The 23,950-nt window shown below is 64.6% G+C and carries 17 protein-coding genes and 1 pseudogene; 7 read left to right on the top strand and 11 right to left on the bottom strand.

All coding sequences use genetic code 11. From position 1 onward, the window contains the following. Nucleotides 1–268: 268 nt before the first annotated feature. Entirely contained in the window at nt 269–1,621 is a 1,353-nt protein-coding gene (locus tag AB1I47_RS29890; RefSeq protein WP_354687298.1) for a polysaccharide deacetylase family protein, read from the top strand. 47 nt (nt 1,622–1,668) lie between these two features. Here AB1I47_RS29890 and AB1I47_RS29885 read toward each other — a convergent pair whose 3' ends face one another. The 9 genes from AB1I47_RS29885 to wbpA all read right to left on the bottom strand — a co-directional run bounded on the left by AB1I47_RS29885 (nt 1,669) and on the right by wbpA (nt 12,393). Then, nucleotides 1,669–3,222 (bottom strand): hypothetical protein, encoded by a 1,554-nt coding sequence (locus AB1I47_RS29885; RefSeq protein WP_354687297.1) that lies wholly within the window; start codon nt 3,220–3,222, stop codon nt 1,669–1,671. 51 nt (nt 3,223–3,273) lie between these two features. Then, on the bottom strand, nt 3,274–4,230 hold the full coding sequence (locus AB1I47_RS29880) for a GNAT family N-acetyltransferase (RefSeq protein ID WP_354687296.1): 957 nt from the start codon (nt 4,228–4,230) through the stop codon (nt 3,274–3,276). Between the two features lie 165 nt (nt 4,231–4,395). Further along, nucleotides 4,396–5,610, bottom strand: a complete 1,215-nt coding sequence (locus tag AB1I47_RS29875) for an O-antigen ligase family protein (RefSeq protein WP_354687295.1) — start codon at nt 5,608–5,610, stop codon at nt 4,396–4,398. Nucleotides 5,611–5,721: 111 nt separating this feature from the next. After that, a complete protein-coding gene (locus tag AB1I47_RS29870; RefSeq protein WP_354687294.1) occupies nt 5,722–6,834 on the bottom strand; it encodes a glycosyltransferase family 4 protein in 1,113 nt (370 codons plus the stop codon). Between the two features lie 40 nt (nt 6,835–6,874). Continuing rightward, nucleotides 6,875–8,335 carry a lipopolysaccharide biosynthesis protein gene (locus AB1I47_RS29865; RefSeq protein ID WP_354687293.1) on the bottom strand — a complete coding sequence of 487 codons (1,461 nt, stop codon included), beginning with the start codon at nt 8,333–8,335 and terminating at the stop codon, nt 6,875–6,877. Then, nucleotides 8,332–9,447, bottom strand: coding sequence for a DegT/DnrJ/EryC1/StrS family aminotransferase (locus AB1I47_RS29860; protein WP_354687292.1), 1,116 nt, complete (start codon nt 9,445–9,447; stop codon nt 8,332–8,334). The genes AB1I47_RS29865 and AB1I47_RS29860 overlap by 4 nt, the downstream gene beginning before the upstream one ends. Before the next feature lie 70 nt (nt 9,448–9,517). Further along, nucleotides 9,518–10,099, bottom strand: coding sequence for a UDP-2-acetamido-3-amino-2,3-dideoxy-D-glucuronate N-acetyltransferase (gene wbpD, locus AB1I47_RS29855; protein ID WP_354687300.1), 582 nt, complete (start codon nt 10,097–10,099; stop codon nt 9,518–9,520). A gap of 10 nt (nt 10,100–10,109) precedes the next feature. After that, the gene (locus AB1I47_RS29850; protein ID WP_354687291.1) at nt 10,110–11,060 is read right to left on the bottom strand and encodes a Gfo/Idh/MocA family protein; all 951 of its coding nucleotides are present in this window, start codon (nt 11,058–11,060) and stop codon (nt 10,110–10,112) included. A gap of 16 nt (nt 11,061–11,076) precedes the next feature. Then, nucleotides 11,077–12,393 carry a UDP-N-acetyl-D-glucosamine 6-dehydrogenase gene (gene wbpA, locus AB1I47_RS29845; protein ID WP_354687290.1) on the bottom strand — a complete coding sequence of 439 codons (1,317 nt, stop codon included), beginning with the start codon at nt 12,391–12,393 and terminating at the stop codon, nt 11,077–11,079. Between the two features lie 305 nt (nt 12,394–12,698). Between wbpA and AB1I47_RS29840 the strand changes: the two genes are divergently transcribed. Further along, nucleotides 12,699–14,930 carry a polysaccharide biosynthesis tyrosine autokinase gene (locus AB1I47_RS29840; RefSeq protein ID WP_354687289.1) on the top strand — a complete coding sequence of 744 codons (2,232 nt, stop codon included), beginning with the start codon at nt 12,699–12,701 and terminating at the stop codon, nt 14,928–14,930. Between the two features lie 56 nt (nt 14,931–14,986). Here AB1I47_RS29840 and AB1I47_RS29835 read toward each other — a convergent pair whose 3' ends face one another. Both AB1I47_RS29835 and AB1I47_RS29830 read right to left on the bottom strand, forming a co-directional pair. Then, the gene (locus tag AB1I47_RS29835; protein WP_354687288.1) at nt 14,987–16,108 is read right to left on the bottom strand and encodes a GNAT family N-acetyltransferase; all 1,122 of its coding nucleotides are present in this window, start codon (nt 16,106–16,108) and stop codon (nt 14,987–14,989) included. Between the two features lie 346 nt (nt 16,109–16,454). Continuing rightward, nucleotides 16,455–17,844, bottom strand: a pseudogene (locus AB1I47_RS29830) (aminotransferase-like domain-containing protein). Between the two features lie 188 nt (nt 17,845–18,032). Between AB1I47_RS29830 and cyoA the strand changes: the two are divergent. The 5 genes from cyoA to AB1I47_RS29805 are packed head-to-tail and all read left to right on the top strand — an operon-like array spanning nt 18,033 to nt 23,808. Then, nucleotides 18,033–19,025, top strand: coding sequence for a ubiquinol oxidase subunit II (cyoA, locus tag AB1I47_RS29825; protein WP_354687299.1), 993 nt, complete (start codon nt 18,033–18,035; stop codon nt 19,023–19,025). A gap of 4 nt (nt 19,026–19,029) precedes the next feature. Continuing rightward, entirely contained in the window at nt 19,030–21,006 is a 1,977-nt protein-coding gene (gene cyoB, locus AB1I47_RS29820) for a cytochrome o ubiquinol oxidase subunit I (RefSeq protein ID WP_354687287.1), read from the top strand. A 4-nt stretch (nt 21,007–21,010) separates the two neighbouring features. After that, entirely contained in the window at nt 21,011–21,667 is a 657-nt protein-coding gene (cyoC, locus tag AB1I47_RS29815) for a cytochrome o ubiquinol oxidase subunit III (protein ID WP_354687286.1), read from the top strand. Then, nucleotides 21,664–22,041: a cytochrome o ubiquinol oxidase subunit IV gene (gene cyoD / locus AB1I47_RS29810; RefSeq protein ID WP_354687285.1), complete on the top strand. Its 378-nt coding sequence runs from the start codon at nt 21,664–21,666 to the stop codon at nt 22,039–22,041. Before cyoC ends, cyoD begins: the two co-directional genes overlap by 4 nt. Before the next feature lie 27 nt (nt 22,042–22,068). Then, nucleotides 22,069–23,808, top strand: coding sequence for a nitrite/sulfite reductase (locus AB1I47_RS29805; protein ID WP_354687284.1), 1,740 nt, complete (start codon nt 22,069–22,071; stop codon nt 23,806–23,808). Nucleotides 23,809–23,950: the final 142 nt, after the last annotated feature.

Raw genomic sequence — 23,950 nt, 5'->3', positions numbered from 1 at the left:
AGACCATCTGGCAAGGACTGCAGCGAGTGATGGATTTCGCCGCCGGCCTCAGGTACGCACGAGAACTGGGTGACTGACTTGTGTGTAATCAAATGGGCTGAACCCACACTGCGCGCGGCGGCGCACGTAGCCATGCACGACGGCTTCGACAGTTCAATGTATCGGCCTTGCGTTGGGCGTCGCACCCAGTGCCATTGCGGGCGCAGTACCGGCTTCGGATAATTTTCCGGACCCGCGCAACGATGGCGTATTCACTCTGGAACTCTCCATGAGGCATATGGATCAGGAAACCCTCTGCTGGCTGCAGCGCATTCTCGCGGAGCGCTTCGGCCATGACTTTCAGTTGCAAGGGACTGACGCGCGCTTTGTCCGCGTGAGCCTTGCCGGATCCGGCCACGGCTCGATCGAGATTGCCGCGGACCCTGGCACCTTCAGGCGCGCGGACTCGGCACTCGCCTTCACGACCTGGGATGCGCTTGCCGAAGGCTGGCAGCCGGTCCTGCCCGGGCCCTTGCCGGCGCCAGGCCTGGCGCGCGCGCCGTCGCCGCTGATCGAGGCGAGTCCAAGCGGCCATCGGCTTCACTATGACATCCTGGGCCTGTGCTACTGGATGTTGTCGCGCCAGGAGGAGGTCGGCCGCACCGACCTCGACCACTACCAACGCTTTCCGGCCAGCGCCTCGCATGCCTGCAGGCATGGCTATCTGGAGCGGCCGGTCGTGGATGAGTGGCTGCATATCCTTGGCCAGGTGATCACCCGCCAATGGCCCGGACTGCAGCTGAGGCAGTTGCGCGCCAGCATGAAGGTGTCGCATGACGTGGATGTGCCCAGCCGCTATGGTTTTGGTTCGGCGGCGAGAATGGTCCGCCGCATGGCCGGCGACATACTGATACGCCGCGACGTGAAGAGCGTGCTGCAGGCCCCGGCCATACGGATCAGGACGCGGACCGCGCTGCATCCGACCGACCGGGTCAATACCTTCGACTGGATCATGGATGTTTCCGAGCGTCATGGGCTGGTCAGCGCCTTCTATTTCATCTGCGGCCGCACCGATCCCGGCAAGGATGCCGACTACGAGCCCGAGCATCCCGCCATCCGCGCACTGATGCAGCGCATCCATGCCCGCGGCCACGAAATCGGCCTGCACCCGAGCTTCAATACCTATCGGGCCCCGGCCGCGGTCCAGGCGGAGGCAGAGCGGCTGCGGCGGATATGCGACGAGGAGAAGATCGAACAGGACGTGTGGGGCGGCCGCATGCACTACCTGCGCTGGGAGCACCCGACCACCATGCTGGGCTGGGAGCAGGCGGGCATGACCTACGACAGCACGCTCAGCTACGCCGACCATGCGGGATTCCGCTGCGGAACCTGCTTCGAGTACCCGGCCTTCGATCCGGTCGCAGGAAAAGCCCTGAACTTGCGCATCCGCCCGCTGATCGCGATGGAAGGCACCCTCATCGGCTATATGGGGCTGGGAACCGGCGAGGCAGCCTGGAAGAAATTCCGCGAACTGAAGGACGCCTGCAAGGCAGTGAACGGTTGCTTCACGATGTTGTGGCATAACTCTTCGCTGGGCAATGCCGATGAGCGCGAGCTGTACCAGGCGGTGATCGCCCACTGACACGCCGCCGCATCGGCACGCCGCGGTCCCGCCTGCGGCTTCGTCCTTCAGCGCGCGCCGTGACGGCGAACCAGCGTCGGCCAGAACATCAGCTCGGCAAGCATGCGCCTGCTGTCGCCGTGCTGTCCGCCAAGGCCCGGGTAATGCGCCGCAATGAAATCCCGGTCTTCTTCGCGCGCCGACTGCGTCAGTTCGTACAAGCGCGCCCCCAGCGCATGCAGTCCTGGCCATGTCGCAAAGCCACCAGTGGGGAAGGATTCCACCAGGCCGTAGGGCGGAAAGCCCTCCGCGCAATTGCCGGTGCCGTTGTCGTAGTTCACCCGATACCAGCCATTGGCGCCGCTGAAATAGTTGGTGAACAGCGGGCGCGCCCGGTCCTGGTTCCACACGTGAACCCGCATCTGGCGCGCAAAGGCCCCTATCGTGTCCTGCGAGGGCAAGCCCGCCGGGGCGATGCCGAAGACTTGCGCCATCGCTGCGCGATTGCGCTCGATGGCATCAAAGACATGCACCAGCCGCCGCGCGTGGCTGATGTCCCAGCCGATGTTGGCGACCGGCGCGAAGCGTTCTGCATGGATATGCGTCTGCACCGTGAACACCTGGGGCCTGGCCGGATCGCGCTTGCATGCCACCGGCTTGTCGCGCCCGGTGTAGCCCGCGTACCGGTTGTCGTCATAGAGCCGCCAGAATCCCGCGTCGAGGTCGGCCACCGTGACGCTCTTGCCGGCCTTGCCCTCCGCGTGGGGAAGCACCTGTACGGTGATACGCGCCGCCAGCAGGCGCAACAGCAAGTCCAGGTGCGCCTTCATCGCGGCGAAGCCGGCCTCGTCCACGCCCGCCGCCAGGGCAAGCCGGGGCCGCGTGGCCAGCATGCCGGCCAGGTCTGCGTAGATCGCGATCTGCCACAGATCCCGGTCGGTCAGGAACAACCTGGACGAGCTGTCCTTCACATCCTCCGGCCTGGCGGCGATCCGCTTGCGCAACGCGTCCTGCGCCGCGGGCGCGTTCCAGCGCTCAAGGTGCTCGCGCGCGATGCGCGCGGTCTGCTCGACGAAATCGCCGGGAACCGCGGTCCGGACGGCGCGGCTCATGCCATTGGCAAGGCTGCTGGCGAAGGCGAGGAACTGGGTGCTGTTAAGCATCACCTCCGTATTGCGCAGCCGGATGCTGTGGCTGCACTCGGGACCACCGCGGCATATCCATGCGCGTCCTGGCTGGTTGCCGGGCGCCGGTGCCAGTTGCGCGTAGGTGCTGCCGACCAGCCCGGCGAGCTGGGCCTGCCGGGCGATCCGCTGGCAACGTTGTGCCATGGCCAGCAAGTTGTGAAAGTAGATCTCGAAATGGTATAGCGCGTAGGTGTCGCCTTCCGTCACCAGCCGTTGCGCGATCAGCTGCTGTTGCACGAAGGCGAGGCCGCCTTCGTCCCAGCGGCGCCAGACAGCGCCCTCCAGCGTGCCACCGCAGTCCATCGCCGCGGGCGTCGCGCCGGCGGATTGCGCCTGCGCCGCCGGTACGGTACAGGCCAGCAGTCCGGCCACACCAAGGGCGGCCAGCACTGCTGGCGCAAGACGGCGGCGGGCGTATCTCTGGTCCGGCCTCATGCCAGCCCCTCCTGGTCCGGGCGCAGGCCCTTCGCTTCCTTTGCGGGCCGGCTATCGGGACCGCATGAGCTGATACAGGGAAAGCATCCTGGATGGTGTCTTCGAAATCAGGAAATAGGGTCTCTGGACAGCACCGAACCCCCGGAAGAAACGTTCCACCGATTCCAACATGGAACCTGAAAAATCATAGATCCGGGTTACCGTCGAGGCGAACCGGATCGTCTCCCATATGCAGTAGCTGCCGGCCCCGGTATTGGGCGGCATGTCCCGGTTTGCGCCCCCCATCAGGCCGTAGGCGCTCTGCGCATCCCATACCAGATAAGCGCTGTAGTGAGGCCGTCCGAGCTCGTCCTCGACGATGAATATCTTGCGCTGCCCGCGCTCCTTGCAGGCGGCATCGATTCGCCTGGCGACGGCGTCGGAATAGCCTCGCCGCCATTTCGGGTCGGTGCCGACATTGCGGTTCAGCGGCAGGAATTCATCAATACTGTCGGCGTCGCGTACGCGCAGATTGAAGCGATCCGTCGCTTTGCGGATGTCCTGTTTCACCGTGGGCTGCAGGGCGCTCCAGAGCTTTGCCTCGTCACTGAGGTCCGGCAGCACGTAGGTATATCGCGTGGTCTGCCGGTAGCCTTTCCAGAAGAAAGGCAGCCAGTTGGTATCGGTGTAATGCCAGGCCTGCACGAAATGATCGAACCTGGGCAATTGCTCGATCAGGCTGGTCATCAGCTCTTTCTGCTGGCTCAGCAGTTTTGTCGGCTTTGCGTCCTTGCACGCCAGCCATGGACCCAATCCATGGCCGGCGGGAGGCTGGGTCAGAATGACAAAACCGTATTTGGTTTTCTTGACATAGGGCATTGCCGCGATCACCTTCCCTGCCCGCTCCACCAGGACAGCACTCCACCCGTCAGCCCCGACCGTGGCGTCCAGCCACCAGGCCTGGCTGGAGAACGGGATTGAGCGCTCAGTGTCGCAGAGCTCCCTGTATTTTTGCTGATTGATGTCCATATGCCTCAGTCATCGATGAATAGCCATTGTCGATGTACGGGTCTTGCCTTATCCGCAGACTAGTGGATCCCTGGCAGGCCCGACATTATGCAAAAGGCGATCAGCCGTCGGACGGACGGTGTCGTTCGGAGCGAGGCGCCTGGATTGGCGTGAGCCATTCCTGCTTCATGGCCGCGCTCCCCTGCCGGTCAGTGGTGCTGTGCCCGCGCGCCTGCGTTTGTCCAGTGCGCATGCTGTTGCGCCCCATGCCAGCGCGAAAATCGGGTCATTGACGGATTTGGCGGTAGCCGCCAGCGTCACCGCATAGAGGCTGAACGCCAGCGCCAGCGCCACCTGCGGATCCCCCGCGTAGCCCTTCCTGGCGAGCCGGGCCGACTGCACCAGGGCATAGCCCAGCAGCAGTACGAAGCCCAGGAAGCCCACCAGCCCGTAGCTGACCCAGGCGGAAAGCGCGTTGTGGGCATAGCTCCCCATCTCGCCGATGTACATCTGCGAGGCATAGCTGCCGAGCAGCGGATGCTCCCCGATGGTCTTGATGGCATAGCGCAGCAATTCGCTTCTTGCCTGATAGGAAGTGGATTCCTTGATCTCCAGAAGCTGCAGGATGCGCGAGCTGCCTTCGAAGACCTGGAAACTGATCGCCACATAGGCGACGCTGACAATGCCCAGCGGAAGCCAGATCAGCGTGGTACGGGATGCGCCTTCCCGGACCCCGAAAAGAATGGCGGCCACCACGAGGAATGCCATGAACTCGGTCCGCGCCCCCAGCAGGAACAATAGCGGTACCGTGACCACTGCAATCAGCGCGGCACGCCAGCCACGGTTCAGTGCGAGCAGCACCAGTGCGACAACGGTGGCAGAACGGGCCAACCCCTGATAGCCAGAAACCCGCACGGCATCACCGGCGATCCGCTCGGCATCGTAGAACTGCCCATCCGAGTGCGATGCAGCGATCACCAGGAAGTAAAGCAGCGAAAGAGACAGGGTCCAGCGCAGCCACTTCTCGTTCAGGTCGAGGCCTCGTACCGCCAGATAGACCACCAGCCACAGGAAGAGCGTGCTGAGGTTGTACATATAAAAGGCGAAGGACGCCTGCACGCCCGTACCCAACAGAAAATGCAGGCTCGACCATGCCGTGACAAAAAGCAGATACACCACGAAAGCCTGGTCGATGAACAACGTGCGCTCGCGCCCCACCATCAGCGCAATGAAGCTGAGCAGGACCAGCGGGACGCCGAGCGCCACCGACATGGGACCGAAAAAGCCGCCCAGCACCGGCGGAAAGAAGGCGCCGGCCACCGCGGTGTGATAGAAAAAGTAGCCCGGAAAGAGCGTGACGAAGACTACGCTGGCGCAGAATGTGAGGTGGCTATGCTTCATGATGGCCCTGCTGCCTGCCCTGTTAACCGTCATTTCGGACGGAAATCCCCATCGCCACCGCATGACGCCGCGGGCACGCGTGGGACGCCCTGCACGGACTGCCTGCGTATTTCACGCCAGCATCCGGTCGTAGAAATGCAGCAGCTTGTCTTGCTCCCTCGCCCAGTTGTATTTGCTGACCACCGCGCGGCGGCCGTTCTCGCCCATGCGGCGCGCCTCATGCGGGTGCGTCACAAGGTGGTCGACGGCATCGGCGATCGCTTTCGGATCCAGCGGGTCCACGCAGATGCCGCTGTCGCTTTCCTCGACGATCTGGCGCCAGAGCGGAAAATTGGAGGCGATGGGCGGGATCCCCGCTGCCATGTACTCGAACATCTTCACCGGCAACGCATCGAGGAAATTGATAATCGGGTGGAGCGTCACCAGGCCAGCCACCGACCGCGCCAGCACCGTCCGCACCCCGGCCCGGTCGAGATACCCGAGATCGTTGACGCGGGACCAGCCGTTGGCCGCCCTGACCTCTGACTCCAGCGCCTGGTCGCCGAACCGGCCAGCCAGGTTCAGCCGCGCCGGGGACTGCATCAACTCCAGCGCCGTGACGGTCTCGCGGATACCGCGGCTTGCGCTGATGCCGCCGAGATAGCAGATTTCCGCGCCTTTTGCTTCCCAGTCCACGGGACCCCCGAGTTCGCCCAGGATGGGGAAATTGTTGATGTCGACCGTGCGCGGATTGACTGGCAGGAACTGGTCCCGGATATAGGGCGTGGCCGCCACGATGCCGTCGAATTTGCGACAGGCGCGCTTCTCGTAGAGGGAAAAGGCACCCGCCAGCGCCCGTAACCGCCGCGGCCCCAGGTAGGGCTTGGTGAGCAATTGCTTGGGCACATCCTCATGCGAGTCATAGATGACGCGCTTACCCATCCGCTTCAGTCTCAGGCCAACGGGAATCAGCTCGGGGTCATGCAGGTGGTAGAGATCGGCATCTAGCATGATCGCCCGCTGCAGCACGCGCGCGGTGGTCCTGACAACGCGGTTCACGCGCCCCGGCAAGTTGCCGACATCGGCGATGGAAACCCCATCGCGGCGTTCATCGCCATTGCCGTCGGCCACCACCAGCGAGACCCGATAGCCGTTGGCCGCCAGGCTGCGGCACAGCTTGAGGAAGATGCGATCATCGTAGCGGGGATGAACCGATGTGAGGTGGGCTACGTTAGGAATCTGCACTTGTCACTCCGCACTTCTTGTATCCATCGTTGTCGCACTTTCATGCCTGGGCGGTTTCGGGGCGCTTCGCGCCCAGCGTGCGCCGCATCCAGACCGCCGAAAGCGCCAGGAAGTAAATCGCGCTGGCAAGGGAGCGCCAGTCGGGTGCGCCGCTGAACAGCAGTATCGACGGCAGCGCCAGGGCGCAGAAAATGAGGATCTGCCTCGCATCGTGCGCCAGCATGGCCCTGAGCCCTACCCCCACGCGCGACATGAACAGGGTCAGCATCCCGAGATAGGCAACGGCGCTCACCACCGAGAACACGGCAATGCTCGGATCCGCCGGGACACTGAAGCCGTAGCACAAGGCCAGCGTGGCAAGACGAACGGCGAAGGTGCTGAACTGCGCGGTCAGTTCCATCTTCTGCAGCTCCATCACATCGGGCAGGCAGGACAGCGGCGAGAACTGGAACTGGAAATAGACCCAGGGTGCCATCCAGCGCGCATAGTGGCCGGCCATGCGCCAGTTCTCACCGAAGACGGCGGCGAACAGGTCGGGCCCGGCGCAGATCAGCAGCACCAGCGCCGGGATACCGGCGCTGGCCAGCTTGCGGCGCAGCGCCTCGGCCGCCTCGGGCAGGCGCCCGGCGCGCAGCGCGGCCGGGGCCTGGGCGAAGAAGACGCTGCCGATCGCGGCGCCGATCAGCGTGATCGGCGCCGACACCATGCGCAGCGCAAAGGCAAAGTGGCCGACCACGGCAGCGCCGAACAACGCCGAGAAGATCAGCGGCACCAGGTGCACGCCCGCCACATTGAAGGTGGCCGTCCAGGTGGAGAACAGCGGAAAGTCCTTGTAGCGGCGCGCAAGGGCAACGATCCGCACCAGCCTGATGTTGCCGCACCCCCGGCGCCGGATTTCCCGGACCGCCCAGAACAGCCCGCCGGTGCCATGGCCGATCACCGTTCCGCCCATCAAGGCCAGGGCACCGAGTCCGTGGCCTGCCAGCTGGACCGCGTTCGCGATCACGGACCGCAGCAGCCGGGCCTGTGCCAGCTGGCCGAAGTACTGCTGCCTGACCATCCATCTCTCGATCACCGTGAAGAGGCCGGCCGAAGCCACGCCGAAGGGAAGCAGCCAGAGCGTGCTGGCGTCGACGGACCAGTTCAGGGCCAGGATCAGCGAATCGCCGAACAGCAACACGCCGAGCATGCATAGCGCGGTCGTGGCCGCAATGCACAGCAGGCACAGGGCCACCAGGTTCTCGGCATCGCGATCGCTGGCGGGCAGCGCGATCGACAGGTCGTAGCGCAGGCAGGCGACTACGCCAAAGAATGCCAGCAGGCCGGCAAAGACCGCCACGGCGCCAAAATCCTGCGGCGTATAGAGGCGCGTCAGGATCGGCGCCACTGCCAGCGTGAGTACCTGGGCGGCGGCCTGGCCGCTGACCAGCACGCCGACACCCCGGCCCGCACCGGGCCTGGCCGCCGTGTCCGGCTCCGTGGCAAGTGCTTGCTTGTTCAAGGCACCACTCGCTCTGGCTGGCGCATGACAAGTTGCAGGATGGCCGAGCAGATGGCCTGCTGGCTGGCCCGGTCGAGATAAGGATGCATCGGCAGGCTCAACACCTGCTGCGCCAATGCATCGCCGACCGGCAGGTGGGCCTGGCTGGCGGCCACTGCGGGCTGCCGGTTCAGCGGCAGCGGATAGTGCACAACGGTGGGTATCCCGGCGGCCTTGAGCTGGTCCTGCACGGCATCGCGATCGGGGACGCGGATCGTGTACTGCGCATACACGCTGCGGTTGTGCGGTTCGACATGCGGCGTGGCCACCAGCCCGCCGTGGCGGAACAGTTCGTCATACCGCGCGGCGACTTGCTGGCGCAACGCCACCTCCTCGTCGAAGATCGACAGCTTCGCCAGCAGGATGGCCGCCTGCAACGTATCCAGCCGGCTGTTCACGCCCACCCGCACATGGTGGTAGCGCCGGTCCTGGCCGTGACGGGCGATCTGGCGCATCGTCCGGGCCAGTTCGTCGTCGTTGGTGAAGATCGCCCCGCCGTCGCCGTAGCAGCCCAGCGGCTTGCTGGGGAAGAAGCTGGTACAGGCGATGGTCGACAGATTGCAGCTGCTGCGGCCCTTGTAGGAGGCGCCGAAGCTCTGCGCGGCGTCCTCGATGACCGGGATGCCGTGGCGCGCGGCAATGGCGTTGATGGCGTCGAAGTCGGCGCACTGGCCATACAGGCTGACCGGGACGATGGCCCTGGTGCGGCTGGTGACAGCGGCTTCGAGCGCCGCCGGATCCAGGTTACAGGTGCGCGGATCCACGTCCGCATAGACTGGCTTCGCGCCCAGCAGCGCGACGGTCTCGGCGGTGGCGATGTAGGTAAAGCCGGGCATGATGACCTCATCGCCGGCGCCGATGCCCAGCGCCATCTGCGCAATCTGCAGCGCGTCCGTACCGTTGGCGCAGCTGATGCAATGCCGCGCGCCGGTATAGTCCGCCAGCCGCTGCTCCAGTTCCTCGACCTCCGGGCCCAGGATGTACTGACCGTGCGCGAGCACCCGCTCGATGCCGGCATTGATCCTGAACTTGATGCGGGCTTGCTGGGCTTTGAGGTCGATAAACTCGATCATGGCGGGTTCCCCTGCGGACGGCATTCGGGCAGGCCTGGCACGGCCTCAACAGCGGCCACAGACAGCGGCCTCAGGCAACAGCCTTGCGCAGCGTGGCGCCATCCAGCACGTAGCGTTGCCCGCTATGCGGGCAGACGGCCTCGCCCTCGCCGCGCACCGGCAGGTCGAGCTGCTCGCCGAATTCACTCATCCAGCCGATCTGGCGGGCGGGCACGCCCACCATCAGCGCGTAGGCCGGCACATTCTTGTTGACGACGGCGCCGGCGCCGACGAAGGCGTATTCGCCGATCGTGACGCCGCAGACGATGGTGCAGTTGGCGCCCAGCGTCGCGCCGCGCTTCACCAGCGTGTCGCGGTACTCGTTCTTGCGCTCGATCAGCGAGCGCGGGTTATAGACATTGGTGAACACCATGCTGGGGCCGCAGAAGACGCCATCTTCCAGCGTGACGTTGTCGTATACGGAGACGTTGTTCTGCACCTTGACGTTGTCACCGATGACGACACGGTTGCCGATAAACACGTTCTGGCCGAGCGAGCATTGCCTGCCGATGCGCGCGCCGGCGCAGACATGGACGAAATGCCAGACGCGCGATTCCGGGCCGATCTGCGCGCCTTCGTCGACGATGGCGGAGGGATGAATCTGGCATGTCATCATCAGGACCTCAGGCAAGCAGTGGCTGCAGGAAAGGGTGGCCTTCATCGTCGCGGGGTGCCACCGCGCGTGCCGAGCGGATCGTGTTGACCGTCTCCACGCAGTGGCGCGCGTCGTCCAGTCCGTAGCCCCGGCCCGCGAGTATCTCGCGGTAGCTGACCGTGTGCAGGTCGGTAAAGCCTTCCGAGAACTCGATCCCGGCGCCGTCCACGGTGATCGAGCGATAGGTCGGCTTCCGGCCCTTCACCGCGGCGGGCAGGTCGCCGGCATCGATGGAGAGGAACCAGCGCACGCGCGCATTCTCGTACTCGAGGTAGCCCGACGCCTTCTCGTCCGCGCTGTGGTGCACCACATTGCGCTGCAGCCTGCCGAAGATGAAGTGCAGCATGTCGTAGAAATGCACGCCGATATTCGTGGCCAGGCCGAACGATCTGCGCGGGTCGCCCTTCCAGCTCTCCATATACCACTTGCCGCGCGAGGTGATGTAGGTCAGCTCGACCTCGTGCTTGTGCCCGTTGCGCTCGCGCGCAACCTTGTCCTTCAGGTCGAGGATGGCCTGGTGGTGGCGCAGCTGCAGGATGTTGAACACGCGCCTGCCAGTCTCTCGTTCCACCAGGGCCAGTTCATCGAGCAACTCGGGCGTGGGGACCAGCGGCTTCTCGCAGATCACATCGCAACCCAGGCGCAGGCCGGCCGAGACATGCGGCTGGTGCAGGTAGTTCGGCGAACAGATGGCGACGTAGTCCAGCGCCGCGGCTGGCTCGCGCCGCAGGCGCCAGGCATGGTCATAGAAGCGCTCGAACTCGGTGAAGAACTCGCTCTGCGGCGAGATGCTGTCGATGATGCCCACCGAATCATTGATGTCGTAGGCCGACACCAGCGCGTTGCCGGTATCCCTGATGGCGGTCATGTGGCGTGGCGCAATATAGCCGGCCGCGCCGATCAGTGCGAATCGTTTCACGAACGCTCCCCTGTGCTCAGGCCTTGACGATATTCGCCTGCGGCGCGCGATACCTGCCGCGGCTGTCGACCAGCAGCTTCGCATGCTGGCGGATCAGCAGGTAGTCGAAGCTGTCGTGGTCGGTGGCCAGCACCACGGCGTCGAAGGCGCCGAGCGATTCGCCGTCGACCGGCACGCTCGACAGATCGAAATGGTGTTCGCGCATCTTGGGAAACACCGGAACGTGCGGATCGCTGTAGGCAACCGTCGCACCACGGGCGCGGACCAGTTCCATGATCTCGACAGCGGGCGACTCGCGCATGTCATCGACATTCTTCTTGTAGGCAATGCCCAGCACCAGCACCCGGCAGCCCTTGAGCGCCTTGCCCTGCTGGTTCAGCCCCTCCATCAGCCGGCCGACCACATAGTCCGGCATGGCCTTGTTGACTTCGCCCGACAATTCGATGAAGCGGGTATGCAAGCCGTACTCGCGGGCCTTCCAGGTCAGGTAGAAGGGATCGATGGGAATGCAGTGCCCGCCCAGGCCCGGCCCCGGGTAGTACGGGGTGAAGCCGAATGGCTTGGTGGAAGCGGCATCGACCACTTCGAAGATATCGATCCCCATCCGCGTGGCCACGATTTTCATTTCGTTGACCAGGCCGATGTTGACGGCGCGATGGATGTTCTCGAGCAGCTTGGTCATCTCGGCCGCCTTGGTCGAGCTGACCGGCACCACGCGGTCGATCGCCGCTTCATACAGCGCCATGCCGACCTCGCGGCAGACCGGTGTCTGGCCGCCGACGATCTTGGGAATGCTGCGGGTCTCGAACTTGCCGTTGCCCGGATCTTCGCGCTCCGGCGAGTAAACCAGGAAGATATTGCTGCCGACCTCCAGCCCGCCCTCTTCCACGCGCGGCAGCAATTCCTCCTCCGTCGTGCCGGGGTAGGTGGTGCTCTCCAGCGACACGACCTGTCCGGGGCGCAGGTACTTCTTGATCGCGTCCACCGTATTGATGACAAAACTCATATCGGGTTCGCGATACTTGTTCAGCGGCGTCGGCACGCACAGGATGAGGGCGTCGCACTCCCCTGCGCGCTCGAAATCCGTGGTCGCTTCGAAGCCGGTCTCGCGGGCCCGCGCGATGCTGCGAGCGGGAATATGCTCGATATAGCTGTGGCCGGCGTTGAGCTTGCGAACCTTGCTCTCGTCGATGTCGATGCCCAGCACGCGGAACCCGATGGCACAGTAGCGCAACATCAGGGGCAGCCCGACATAACCCAGGCCGACGATGCCGATAATGGATTCCCTGTTCTTGATCCGGTTGATGAGGTCTTTGGCGATTGGGCTCGACATGGTGGGACTGCCTTGTTGTGGTGAGTTCGAAGAGGCAGAGCAGGTCCGACTGGCAACGCAGTGACCGCGCCGGACGGATGATCTGTGCTCCGATTGTAGGGGCGTCCCGACAGCCGGAAACGTGGCCATTGTTGTGGCGCACACATATCGTCAGGGACACGGGTAACGCAGCGAGACTGACGATTACCCTTTGCAATCAATGTGCGTGGGCGCACCGATGCCGCAGGCATCGCTTCCTAGGATGCTGGTATCGGGGACCTGTGAACAGAGGGGTATAGCGCCAGCCATCGTCACAGGAGAGGAACATGAAAGCAGCCAACATGCATGACAACGTTCCGGATACCTGGGACGACGGCGGCAAACCGGTCGACCTGACCTCCTGTGTCGATGTGCTGGTGCGCTACCGCACGACCTTTCTCGCCGTGGCCGGCATGGTCATCTGTATCGGGTTGGTCCATGCATTCCTCGCCGAACCCGTCTATCGCACCGACATCATGGTGCAGGTGGAAGACACCGATGGCAACCGCGCCGGCGCGCTGGCGGCCAGCATCTTGCCGGTATTCGACGCAAAGCCGGCTGCGAGTGCGGAGATTGAACTGCTGCGGTCGCGGATGGTGGTAAGCAAGGCGGTCGACAACCTGCACCTCGATATCGAGGCCACGGCACGCTATTTCCCGTTGATCGGCCGCGGCATCGCCGCCTTCAATCCCGGCTTGTCCGAACCCGGCCTGTTCGGCTGGGGCGGCTTCGCGTGGGGCAAGGAGTCGGTCAGCGTGTCCCGGCTCGAAGTACCGCCGCAGAGGGAGGGAAGCAGCATCTACCTGACCGCGCTGGGCGGCAATCAGTACCGAATCAGCCTTGACGGCGACGATGCCAGGGGGACCGGCACCGTCGGCTTGCCACTAACGCTTGCTACCGCACGCGGAACGGTGCATCTGCTGGTCAGCCGGCTCGATGGCCGCGCCGGCAGCCGGTTTGTGCTGCGCCGCCTGCCGCGCGCCACCGCCATTGCCGCGCTGCAAGAACAGCTGATGATCTCCGAACGCGGCAAGCAGAGCGGCGTGATCGCCGTCTCCCTGCAAGGGCGCTCACCGACACTGGCCGCGGCCATCCTCAACGAGATCGCCAGCGCGTATGTCGACCAGAACGTTCGACGCAAGGCCGCCGAAGCGGAGACATCGCTCACCTTCCTGGAGCAGCAGTTGCCCCAGCTGCGCCAGCAGGTCGAGGCAGCCGAAACCCGCTACAACGCGATGCGCGGCCAGCGCGGCACCATCGACCTGAGCGAGGAATCCAGGCTGATCCTGGCGCAGTCGGTGCAGCTCCAGACCCGGCTGCAGGAGCTGCGCCAGCAGCGGCAGGAGCTGGCCGCGCGCTTCACTGGCAACCACCCCCCACTGGCGACCATCGATGGCCAGATCGCCAGCCTGAACGCACAGCTCAATGGTGTCACCCAGCGCATCCGGAAACTGCCCGACGTCGAGCAGAACGTGCTGCGCCTGCTGCGCGACGTCAAGGTCGGTACGGAGATGCTGCAGTCCGTGCTCAAAGACATGCAGCGGCTCAGGCTAATCCAGGCCAGCAAGGTCGGCACCGCGCGCCTGGTCGATCCCGCCGACGTGCCGGTCCATCCGCAGAGTCCCAACCGCCGCTTGCTCGCCGGCCTGTCCGTGGTACTCGGCCTGCTGGCGGGCATGCTGGTAACCATCGTGCGCCACGCGCTGGTCGGGGGCTTCGTCGACGCCGACGAGGTGGAGCGGCACACAGGCATGATCGTCTATTCGACTATCCGCTTCAGCCCGCAGCAGGCGCAGTTGCAGTCCTCGGGCAAGGACGAGGCCGGACTGCTGGCGTGCCTGCAGCCTGATGACCCTGCCATGGAGAGCCTGCGTACCTTCCGCACCGCGCTGCAGTTCGCGCTGGCTGGCAGCGACAATCGCGTAGTGGTGATCAGCGGCCCGTCACCTGGCGTCGGCAAGTCCTTTATCTGTGCGAACTTTGCCGCCATCGCCGCCAGCGGACGCCGCGTGGTGCTGATCGATGCCGACCTGCACCGCGGTGGCCTGCATCATCGCTTCGCCCTGCCGCGCAGCCCCGGCCTGACCGACGTGCTGACGGGCACGCCGCTGGACCAGGCACTGCGGTGCCAGGTGGCGCCGGGGCTGGATTTCATCGCGACCGGCACGGAGGCACCGAACGTGGCCGACATCCTGCAGACCCCCCGCATGGACGCCCTGCTCGAAGCACTGCGTTCGCGCTATGACCTGGTCCTGATCGACACGCCCCCTGTGCTGGCCGTCGCCACCGCCGGCATACTCGCCGGCAAGGCCGGCGCCGTGTTCCTGGTGGCGCGTGCGGAAACGACCACCGTGGGCGAACTGCTGGCCGCCCAACGGGCGCTGCGCCAGGCGGGTGCCGAGGTCAAGGGCGTGCTGTTCAACGGGCTCAACGTCGAAGGCCGCTGGTACCGCTCGCACTATCACTACGGCAAGTACCGCTACCTCGGCCAGTACGGCTGCACGGCGAAGCGGGCCTGAGCGCAAGGCGCGCCCGGAACGCCGTCGCGGGAGCCATCACCGCGACCGGCGCTTGCTCAGGGATTGCGCAGCGAACGCAGGAACAGGTAGGTCAGCAGTATGCGTGAGGGGGTCTTCTGGATAAAGAAGTAAGGCTGCTGCCTGGCGCCGAAGGCCCGGAAGAAGCGCTCGACCGGCTCCAGCATCGACCCTTCGAAGTCAAACGTGCGCGCCACGCCCGAGGCAAAGCGAATGGCCTCCCACATGCACAGGCTGGTCGCGCCGCTGGTGCGCAGCGTCGGGTCCGAGCCGCCCATCAGGTAATAGGCGACTTGCCCGTTCCAGACCAGATAGACGCCTGCATGACGGCGGCCCGTTTTATCCACGGCAATGAAGATCTTGCGGACCCCTCGCGCCGCGCATGCAGCGTCAAGGCGGCGCACGTAGTCGTCGGTATATGGCAACCGCATGCGTTGCCGGGTGAAGACCTGCCGGTTCAGCTGGAGGAACTCGTCGATCCCAAGGTCGTCGCGCACCTGCAGACCATGGCGGGAGCCCGCCTTACGGATTTCGGCCCGGATGTTGTGCTGCATGCCATGCCAGAGCGCTTCCGTATCCGACAGGTCATCAAGCACGTACGTGTACTTGGTGGTCTGGCGGAATCCCTTCCAGGCAAAGGGCAGCCAGTTGGTCTGGCCGGGATCCCAGTGCTGCTGGAAATGGTCGAACCGCGGCAGCCGCGCAATCAGTTCGTCCATCAACTCCTTCTGCTGGCCGAGCACCCTCGCCGGCTTTCCGTCCATCGGTGCCAGCCACGGCCCGGCCATCTTGGCCAGCCCTGGCTGGGCAATCACGGAGAACCCGTACATGCGCCGGAGGGCATAAGGCAGGCTTGCGACCACCTGGCCACCGCGCTCCACCACGGCAGCGCCCCAGTGGGCGGGTCCGGCGGTGGCGTCCAGCCACCACGCCTGGCTGAACAGCGGAATACTGGCGGTATTGCAGTGCTGGCGGTACTGGCGTTGCGCCGCATCGCCCCCGACGTCGATGTCAGGGATCTGCCTGACGGAAGGAGCGGGCCCGAGCGCGGCTGGCGCCTCAGGACCGGCATGGTGGGCAGGATCCCCTTGACGGCCGGGGTTGGCAGTCGGCCGGGCAGGCTTGGTCGCGGCATCGGCAATCACATTCGACATGCTCATCGCTTTGTTCCATGCCGTTAGCCGGCTGTTGCTCATCCCCTGCGGGCGATCCGCCTGCCGGGTGCCACCGCGTGCGCAGCGAACGCATGCCATGACAGCGAACAGATCTGGCCAATGGCGCGCGATATGGCACAGATTCTATGGCCTTTGCCGTGGCGTCCGGGCGGGTAACGGGTGCGGAAGCGTGGCTTGCCGCACCAAGCTGCGGCCCGCTTGCGGGAGAGGAGTGCGTTTGCCAGCGGCGGCGGCTTGCGTCAGGCATCCTGAGCGCGCCAAAGGCCTCGGCTCTTGGCGCGGTTTTTTCCTTGCGCGCCGTTAGCCGGATCGCACTGGCATCCGTTGCGGCTCACACCACCATTCCGGCTTCCGGAGCCGGCTTGCGCTCCAGCAATGCCGCGAGTTTGCGCAAGGCCTGTGTCAGCTGCGTCCGGTCCTGGGCACCACCTAACGAAATGCGGATGGCATTCGGCGGATTGTGGCCTTCCCAGAAAGCATCGGAAGGCGTCACCCGCAGGTCTTCCGCCAAAGCCGCTTTGGTGAGCTGATGCGTGGACCATTGCTCTGGCAGCCGGTGCCATGCGTGAATTGCACTGGGGGGCAATTGTCCGATTCCGCTCAAGAACCGGTCGGCCATTGCGCATCGCGCGATGGCCTCCGCACGGATGCCGTCGAGTAGTTGATGTGCAGACCCGTCATGTATCCATTGCGTAGCCAGCGCTGCCGTGACTGGCGCCGACATCAGACTAAAGGCGCGCAGCGAAGCGAGCAGGTCATCGCCGCGCCTTCCCGCTGGTAGCAGCACATACGCCGTGCGCAACCCGGGGCTCAGCGTCTTGGATAGCGTTGAAACGTAGTACGTCCGCGTCGGCGCAAAATGCGCCAGCGGCGGCGGAGCCCCGGGCGTCAGCAGCCAGTAGGGATCGTCTTCCAGCAACGTCAGGTCTGATTTTTCCGCAATCCGGGCGATCTCCGCCCTGCGCGAAGCGGGCATGGTATGCGTGGTCGGGTTTTGCGCCGTCGGATTCAGGTACGCCAGCGTCGCGCCCTCGGCGATCGCGGCTTCCAGCGCGTCGGGCATCATCCCGTCCGCGTCGCACTTCGCAACGACGACGCGCCGGCCCAGCATGGCCGCTGCGGCACGGATGCCCGGGTAAGCCAGCGGCTCCATCACGATCGCCTCGCCGGGACGAGTGCGGGTGAGGATCAACGCGGCAAGCGCCGTCTGTGCGCCGGGACAAACCACGAGCCGTTCGGTGTCGATGTGTCCGAATACCTGCGCCAGCCACAGCGCACCGGCCGCACGGTCGGATGCGCTGCCGCCACCCAGTTGATAGGTCATCAGCAAATGCGGATCGCTGCGCAACAGCACCTGCGACAAGCCGCGCCGCAACAAATCCTGGAAGTCGAGCCCCTCCGGCGGCGGCGGGACGTTCATGCTCATGTCGACGATCCGGGCGAGCTCGGCCCGGGGTGCGGCAACGAAGGTCCCCAGTGCGCCCCGGGCCGATCAGTTGGCGCCGCTTCGACTCGGTATAGGCGCGTGTCACGGTCGTCAGATCCACACCCAGCGCATTGGCCAGGCTGCGCTGCGGTGGCACCCGGTCTCCGGCGACCAGGCGCCCGTCAGCAATCGCCCGCTCGATGTACTCGACGATTTGCAGGTACCTGGCGCCGCCGGTGCGGGTGATCTTTAAATCCCAAACCGGGTCAACCGCGCTTGGTTGTATGGGTTCCATGGCTGAAAAAGTCGCGCATGTATGGGTTTTGTCTTGCTATAGCATGCCAGACATCATCACGAGAATCCATACAACCGTTGCGCGGGCGTGTCTTTGAACCCACGCGGAGGCCCTGCGGCGCTAAACAACGCGCACAGGAAATCCCGATGAGCGGATGCCTCGGTGATGCGTAACCCAAGGTGTCCGAAATGCGCAAACCTATTGCCGGGCCGGCAAACAAGAACCGACACGGCCCGCTTCCCCGCAAGTCCTTAAATGTGTCATCCCGCCTCGCGGCGCTTTTGCTGACAGCAGTCGGCAGTGCGCTGCTGGGCGGCTGCAATCTCGAGCTGCTAACGCCAAAGGGCAGCGTCGGCGAACAGGAGAAATCGCTGATCCTGATCTCGCTGTTCGTCATGCTGATGGTCGTCATTCCGGTGATCGTGCTGACGCTATGGTTCGCCTGGCGCTACCGCGAGACCAACACCAGCGCCACCTATGCCCCCAAATGGGCGCACTCGACCAAAATCGAGATCGTGGTCTGGGGCATTCCCTGCGTGATCGTGGCCAGCCTGGCAGTGCTGATCTGGGACTCGACGCACAAGCTCGATCCCTATCGGCCGCTGGAATCCCAGGTCAAGCCGGTCCAGGTCGACGTGATCGCCCTGAACTGGAAATGGCTTTTCATTTATCCCGAGTACGGCGTCGCGTCGCTCAACCAGCTTGCAATTCCCGTCGGCACGCCGATCAATTTCCGGATCACCGCGGAATCGATGATGAATTCGTTCTTCATTCCGCAGTTGGGCAGCATGGTCTATGCCATGGCGGGAATGCAGACGCGGCTGCACCTGATCGCCGATCAGCCCGGCACCTATCTTGGTCAGTCCGCCGCCTACAGCGGCCCCGGCTTCTCGGACATGCATTTCAAGACCCTGGCAACCTCGCGCGAGGCGTTCGATGCCTGGATCCAGTCTGCCCGCGCTTCGGCCCAGGCGCTTGACCTGAAGACCTACCGCACGCTGGAACAGCCCAGCAGCAAGGACCCGGTCGCGCTCTACGCCACCGTCGCGCCGAAGCTGTTCGAGCAGGTCGTCGACAAATACATGCAGGCGGGCGGCCAGGTCTGCCTCGCGGAATCCCCCGAATCTCTGCAGGCCTTCCAGCGCGTGCCGACGGCGCCTGCTGGCCGCATGGAGCAATAAGAAGATGTTTGGAAAACTCAACCTCGACGCCATCCCCCTTCATGAGCCGATCATCATGGGGACACTGGCCGTCGTGATCGTGCTGGGCGCCGCACTGACGGGCGCCGTCACGTACTACGGCAAGTGGCAGTACCTGTGGAAGGAATGGATCTGCTCCGTCGACCACAAGAAGATCGGCGTGATGTACATCATCCTGGCGCTGGTGATGCTGCTGCGCGGCTTTGCCGACGCCATCATGATGCGCGCGCAGCAGGCGATCGCCTATGGCGATGCCGCGGGATACCTGCCGCCGCACCACTACGACCAGATCTTCACCGCCCACGGCGTGATCATGATCTTCTTCGTGGCCACGCCGCTGGTGCTGGGCCTGATGAACGTGATCGTGCCACTGCAGATCGGCGCGCGCGACGTCGCCTTTCCGTTTGTCAACTCGCTGAGCTTCTGGATGTCGGCGATGGGCGCGGTATTGGTGATGCTGTCGATGTTCGTCGGCGATTTCGCTGCCACCGGCTGGGTCGCGTACCCGCCGTTGTCCGAGCTCGGCTACAGCCCGACGCCCGGCGTTGACTACTACATCTGGTCTCTGCAGATATCGGGGCTTGGCACCACGCTGACGGGCATCAACTTCATCGTCACCATCCTGCGCATGCGCGCGCCGGGCCTGAACCTGATGAAGATGCCGGTCTTCACCTGGACTGCGCTGATCACCAACATCCTGATCGTTGCGATCTTCCCGGTACTGACCGCCACGCTCGCCCTGCTCACCGCCGACCGCTATCTCGGCATGCACTTCTTTACCAATGAGCTCGGCGGCAACGCCATGATGTACGTGAACCTGATCTGGATCTGGGGCCATCCGGAGGTCTACGTGCTGATCCTGCCGGCGTTCGGCGCCTTCTCCGAGATCATTGCCACGTTCCCGCGCAAACCGCTGTTCGGCTACAAGTCGATGGTGTACGCCACCTCGTCGATCGGCGTGCTGTCGTTCTTTGTCTGGCTGCACCACTTCTTCACCATGGGCTCGGGCGCGAACGTCAATGCCTTCTTCGGCATCATGACCTCGATCATCTCGATCCCGACCGGGGTGAAGCTGTTCAACTGGCTGTTCACCATGTACCGGGGCCGGATCCGCTTCCACACCTCGACCATGTGGACCATCGGCTTTATGGTGACCTTTGCCGTCGGTGGCATGACCGGCGTGCTGCTCGCGGTGCCGGGCGCCGACTTCGTGCTGCACAACAGCCTGTTCCTGGTGGCGCATTTCCATAACGTGATCATTGGCGGCGTGCTGTTCGGCTGCCTGGCTGCAATTAGCTTCTGGTTCCCCAAGGTGTTCGGCTTCAGGCTGAACGAGTTCTGGGGCAAGGTCTCCTTCTGGTGCTGGCTGACCGGCTTCTTCCTGGCCTTTATGCCGCTGTACGTGCTCGGCTTCAAGGGAATGACCCGGCGCATGAACCACTATGCCAACGTCGACTGGCACCCTTACCTGGTGGTGGCGCTGGTTGGCGCGTTCGTGATCGGTGCCGGCATCCTGGCGATGATGGTGCAACTGGCCGTCAGCATCCGCGACCGCAAGCAGAACCGCGACCTGACCGGCGACCCGTGGGATGGCCGCAGCCTGGAGTGGTCGACCGCGTCGCCCGCGCCGTTCTACAACTTCGCGCACGTGCCGCATATCACCTCGCTGGAACAGCACTGGGACGACAAGGAGGCGGGCCGCGCCTGGCGGGAGCCTGCGCGCTACGAGGACATCCACATGCCCCGTAATACCGCGGCAGGCTTCATCGTGTCCGCATTCGGGCTGTTGCTGTGCTTTGCGCTGGTCTGGCACATGTGGCTGATTGCCGCGATTGGGCTGATCGGCGCGATCGCGACCTTCATCCTGCGCAGCTATGACCGCGACGTGGACTACTACGTGCCGGCCGCCGAAGTGGAGCGGATCGAACGCGCGCGCTATGCACAACTGCAGGAAGCTGCCTGACACTATGAATCCGACCCTATCCCCTACCCTGCGCCACGCGGTGTCCGAGGAGGCACACACCCTGGCACACCACTCATCGCACCACCCAGCGCACCAGCATCATGAGGCCGGCTCGCATACCCCGCTGGGATTCTGGCTCTACCTGATGAGCGACTGCCTGATCTTCGCAGTGCTGTTCGCCACCTTCGGCGTGCTGTCCGCGAACACCGCCGGAGGCCCCGGCGGGCGGCAGTTGTTCGAGCTGCCGTTCGTGTTCGCCGAAACCATGGTGCTGCTGCTGAGCAGCTATACCTTCGGCCTGGCCATGCTCAGGCAGGACGCCAAGGCCGCGACGCGGATGATTCGCTGGCTGACGGTGACGTTCCTGCTCGGGGTGCTGTTCATCGTCATCGAGGTCTACGAGTTCGCCCATCTGCTGCATGAAGGCGCGGGTCCCGGCGTCAGCGCCTATCTGTCGGCCTTCTTCACGCTGGTCGGCACGCACGGGCTGCATGTCACGTCCGGCCTGCTCTGGCTCGCCGTGATGATCCACCAGGTCCGGCATTTCGGGCTGGACGACGTCGTGCGCCGCCGGCTGGCGTGCCTCAGCCTGTTCTGGCACTTCCTGGACCTGGTCTGGATCTGCGTCTTCACCTTCGTCTACCTGCGGGAGTTTGCATGAAGCCGTCCCATCTTCATTCCGTCCACGCGGACGAGGCGGCCGTGCATGGCAGCGTGCTCGGCTACACCATCGGGCTGCTGCTGTCGGTCGCGCTGACCGTGGCGTCGTTCGCCGCCGTGATGGCAGGCGCCCTGCAGACCCAAGCCGCGATCGCGCTGATTGTGGGCCTTTGCGTCGCCCAGTTGCTGGTGCAGCTCGTGTATTTCCTGCATCTCGGCACCGGTCCCGGCCAGCGTGGCAACACCGCCATCTTTGCCTGCACCGGCTTCCTGATCGTCATCGTCGTAGCCGGGTCACTGTGGGTGATGCACAACGCCGATCTCAACATGATGCCGACCGACATGTCCATCGAACGGGCACGGGCAAAGGACTAGCGCTCGCGCGCAAGGAGGCTTACCACCATGTACATCTATGACGCCATTGACCAGCAGCTCGTCGACGAGCGCGTCGTGCAGTTTGCCGGCCAGACGCGCCGCTTCCTGACCGGCGAACTCAGCGAGGAAGAGTTCCGCGTGCTGCGGCTGCAGAACGGCCTGTATATCCAGCGTCATGCGCCCATGCTGCGCGTGGCCATTCCCTATGGCATGCTGTCGTCACGCCAGTTGCGCAAGCTGGCGGAGATCGCGCGCCGCTGGGATCGCGGCTACGGGCATTTCAGCACGCGGCAGAACCTGCAGTTCAACTGGCCCCGGCTGGAGGATGCACCCGCCATCCTCGCGGAGCTGGCCACGGTCCAGATGCATGCCATCCAGACCAGCGGCAACTGCATCCGCAGTACCACCACCGACCACTTTGCCGGCATCGCCCCCGACGAACTGGTGAATCCGCTGGTGTGGTGCGAGATCGTCAGGCAATGGTCGATTCTGCATCCGGAATTCGCGTTCCTGCCGCGCAAATTCAAGATCGCCATCAGCGGCGCGAAGACGGACCGGGCCGCGGTCGGCGTTCATGACATCGGGCTGCAGGCGGTCGAGCAGGACGGCCAGACCGGCTTCAAGGTCTGGGTTGGCGGCGGCATGGGACGCACCCCGATGGTCGGCAAGCTGATCAACCCTTTCATCCACTGGCAAGACCTGCTGACCTACCTGCAGGCCACGCTGCGGGTCTATAATCTGCACGGCCGGCGCGACAACAAATACAAGGCACGCATCAAGATCCTGGTGAAAGACCTGACCCCCGAGGTCTTCCGAGCGCAGGTGGAAGAACAGTGGCAACGCATACGCGGCGGCCCGGACACCGTATCCGAAGCGTTCGTCGCGTCGATCGCGGCGCGCTTCACTACGCCCCCTTATGACCCCGCCGCCGCGGACGAACCGGATGCAGCGGCCGAACTGGCCGGGACCGACCGAGCCTTCCGTCGCTGGCTGAAAAGCAATGTGCATCCGCACCGGGTGCCCGGCTACGCGGCCGTCACGGCATCGCTGAAGGCAACCGGCCAGGCGCCCGGCGATATCACCGCCGCACAGATGGACATCATGGCCGACCTGGCCGAGCGCCACGGCTTTGGTGAACTGCGCGTGTCCCATGAGCAGAACCTGATCCTTGCCGACGTACGTCGCAGCGGCCTCCACGCCTTGTGGCAGGGACTGGACGCCGCGGGGCTGGCCACGCCAAACATCGGCATGATCACCAACATCATCGCCTGCCCCGGCGGGGATTTCTGCTCGCTGGCCAATGCGGTTTCGATCCCTCTGGCGCAGGCCATCCAGGAACGCTTCGACGATCTCGACCATGTGCATGACATCGGCGAGCTGGACCTGAACATCTCGGGCTGCATCAATTCCTGCGGGCATCACCATATCGGCCACATCGGCATCCTGGGCGTCGACAAGGCCGGCGAGGCCTGGTACCAGATCACCATCGGTGGCCGGCAGAACGGCGGCGACGGGCAGGACCGCACGGATGGCGCAGCGGCCGGCGGCGCGGCCATCGGCCGCATCATCGGGCCGTCCTTCGCCCAGGAGGAGGTTCCGGATGTGGTGGAACGGCTGATCGAGACTTATCTGTCGCATCGGGACAGCGAAGCCGAGCGCTTTGTCGACGTGGTCGGCCGCATCGGCATCGAACCATTCCAACGCGCCGTGTACCCGGAGGCCAATACCAGCACACGCCGGGCGCGGCAGGAGACGGCGAATGCCTGAGCATGACTCTCTCGTCGTCGTACCAGCGGGGCTTTGACATCCTCTCCTCCCTAAAGGGAGGAGATTCCCTCTGCAGGCGATCGATGTCCCGATCGGGCAAGGATATTTAGCGCAGCGTTCACATCGCGATCATGTACAGCAC

Source organism: Cupriavidus necator (assembly GCF_040578825.1).
In the GTDB taxonomy this organism is placed as follows: domain Bacteria; phylum Pseudomonadota; class Gammaproteobacteria; order Burkholderiales; family Burkholderiaceae; genus Cupriavidus; species Cupriavidus necator_E.
The sequence above is the reverse complement of the archived record's forward strand: the minus strand, read 5'-3'. Positions and strand labels throughout refer to the sequence as shown.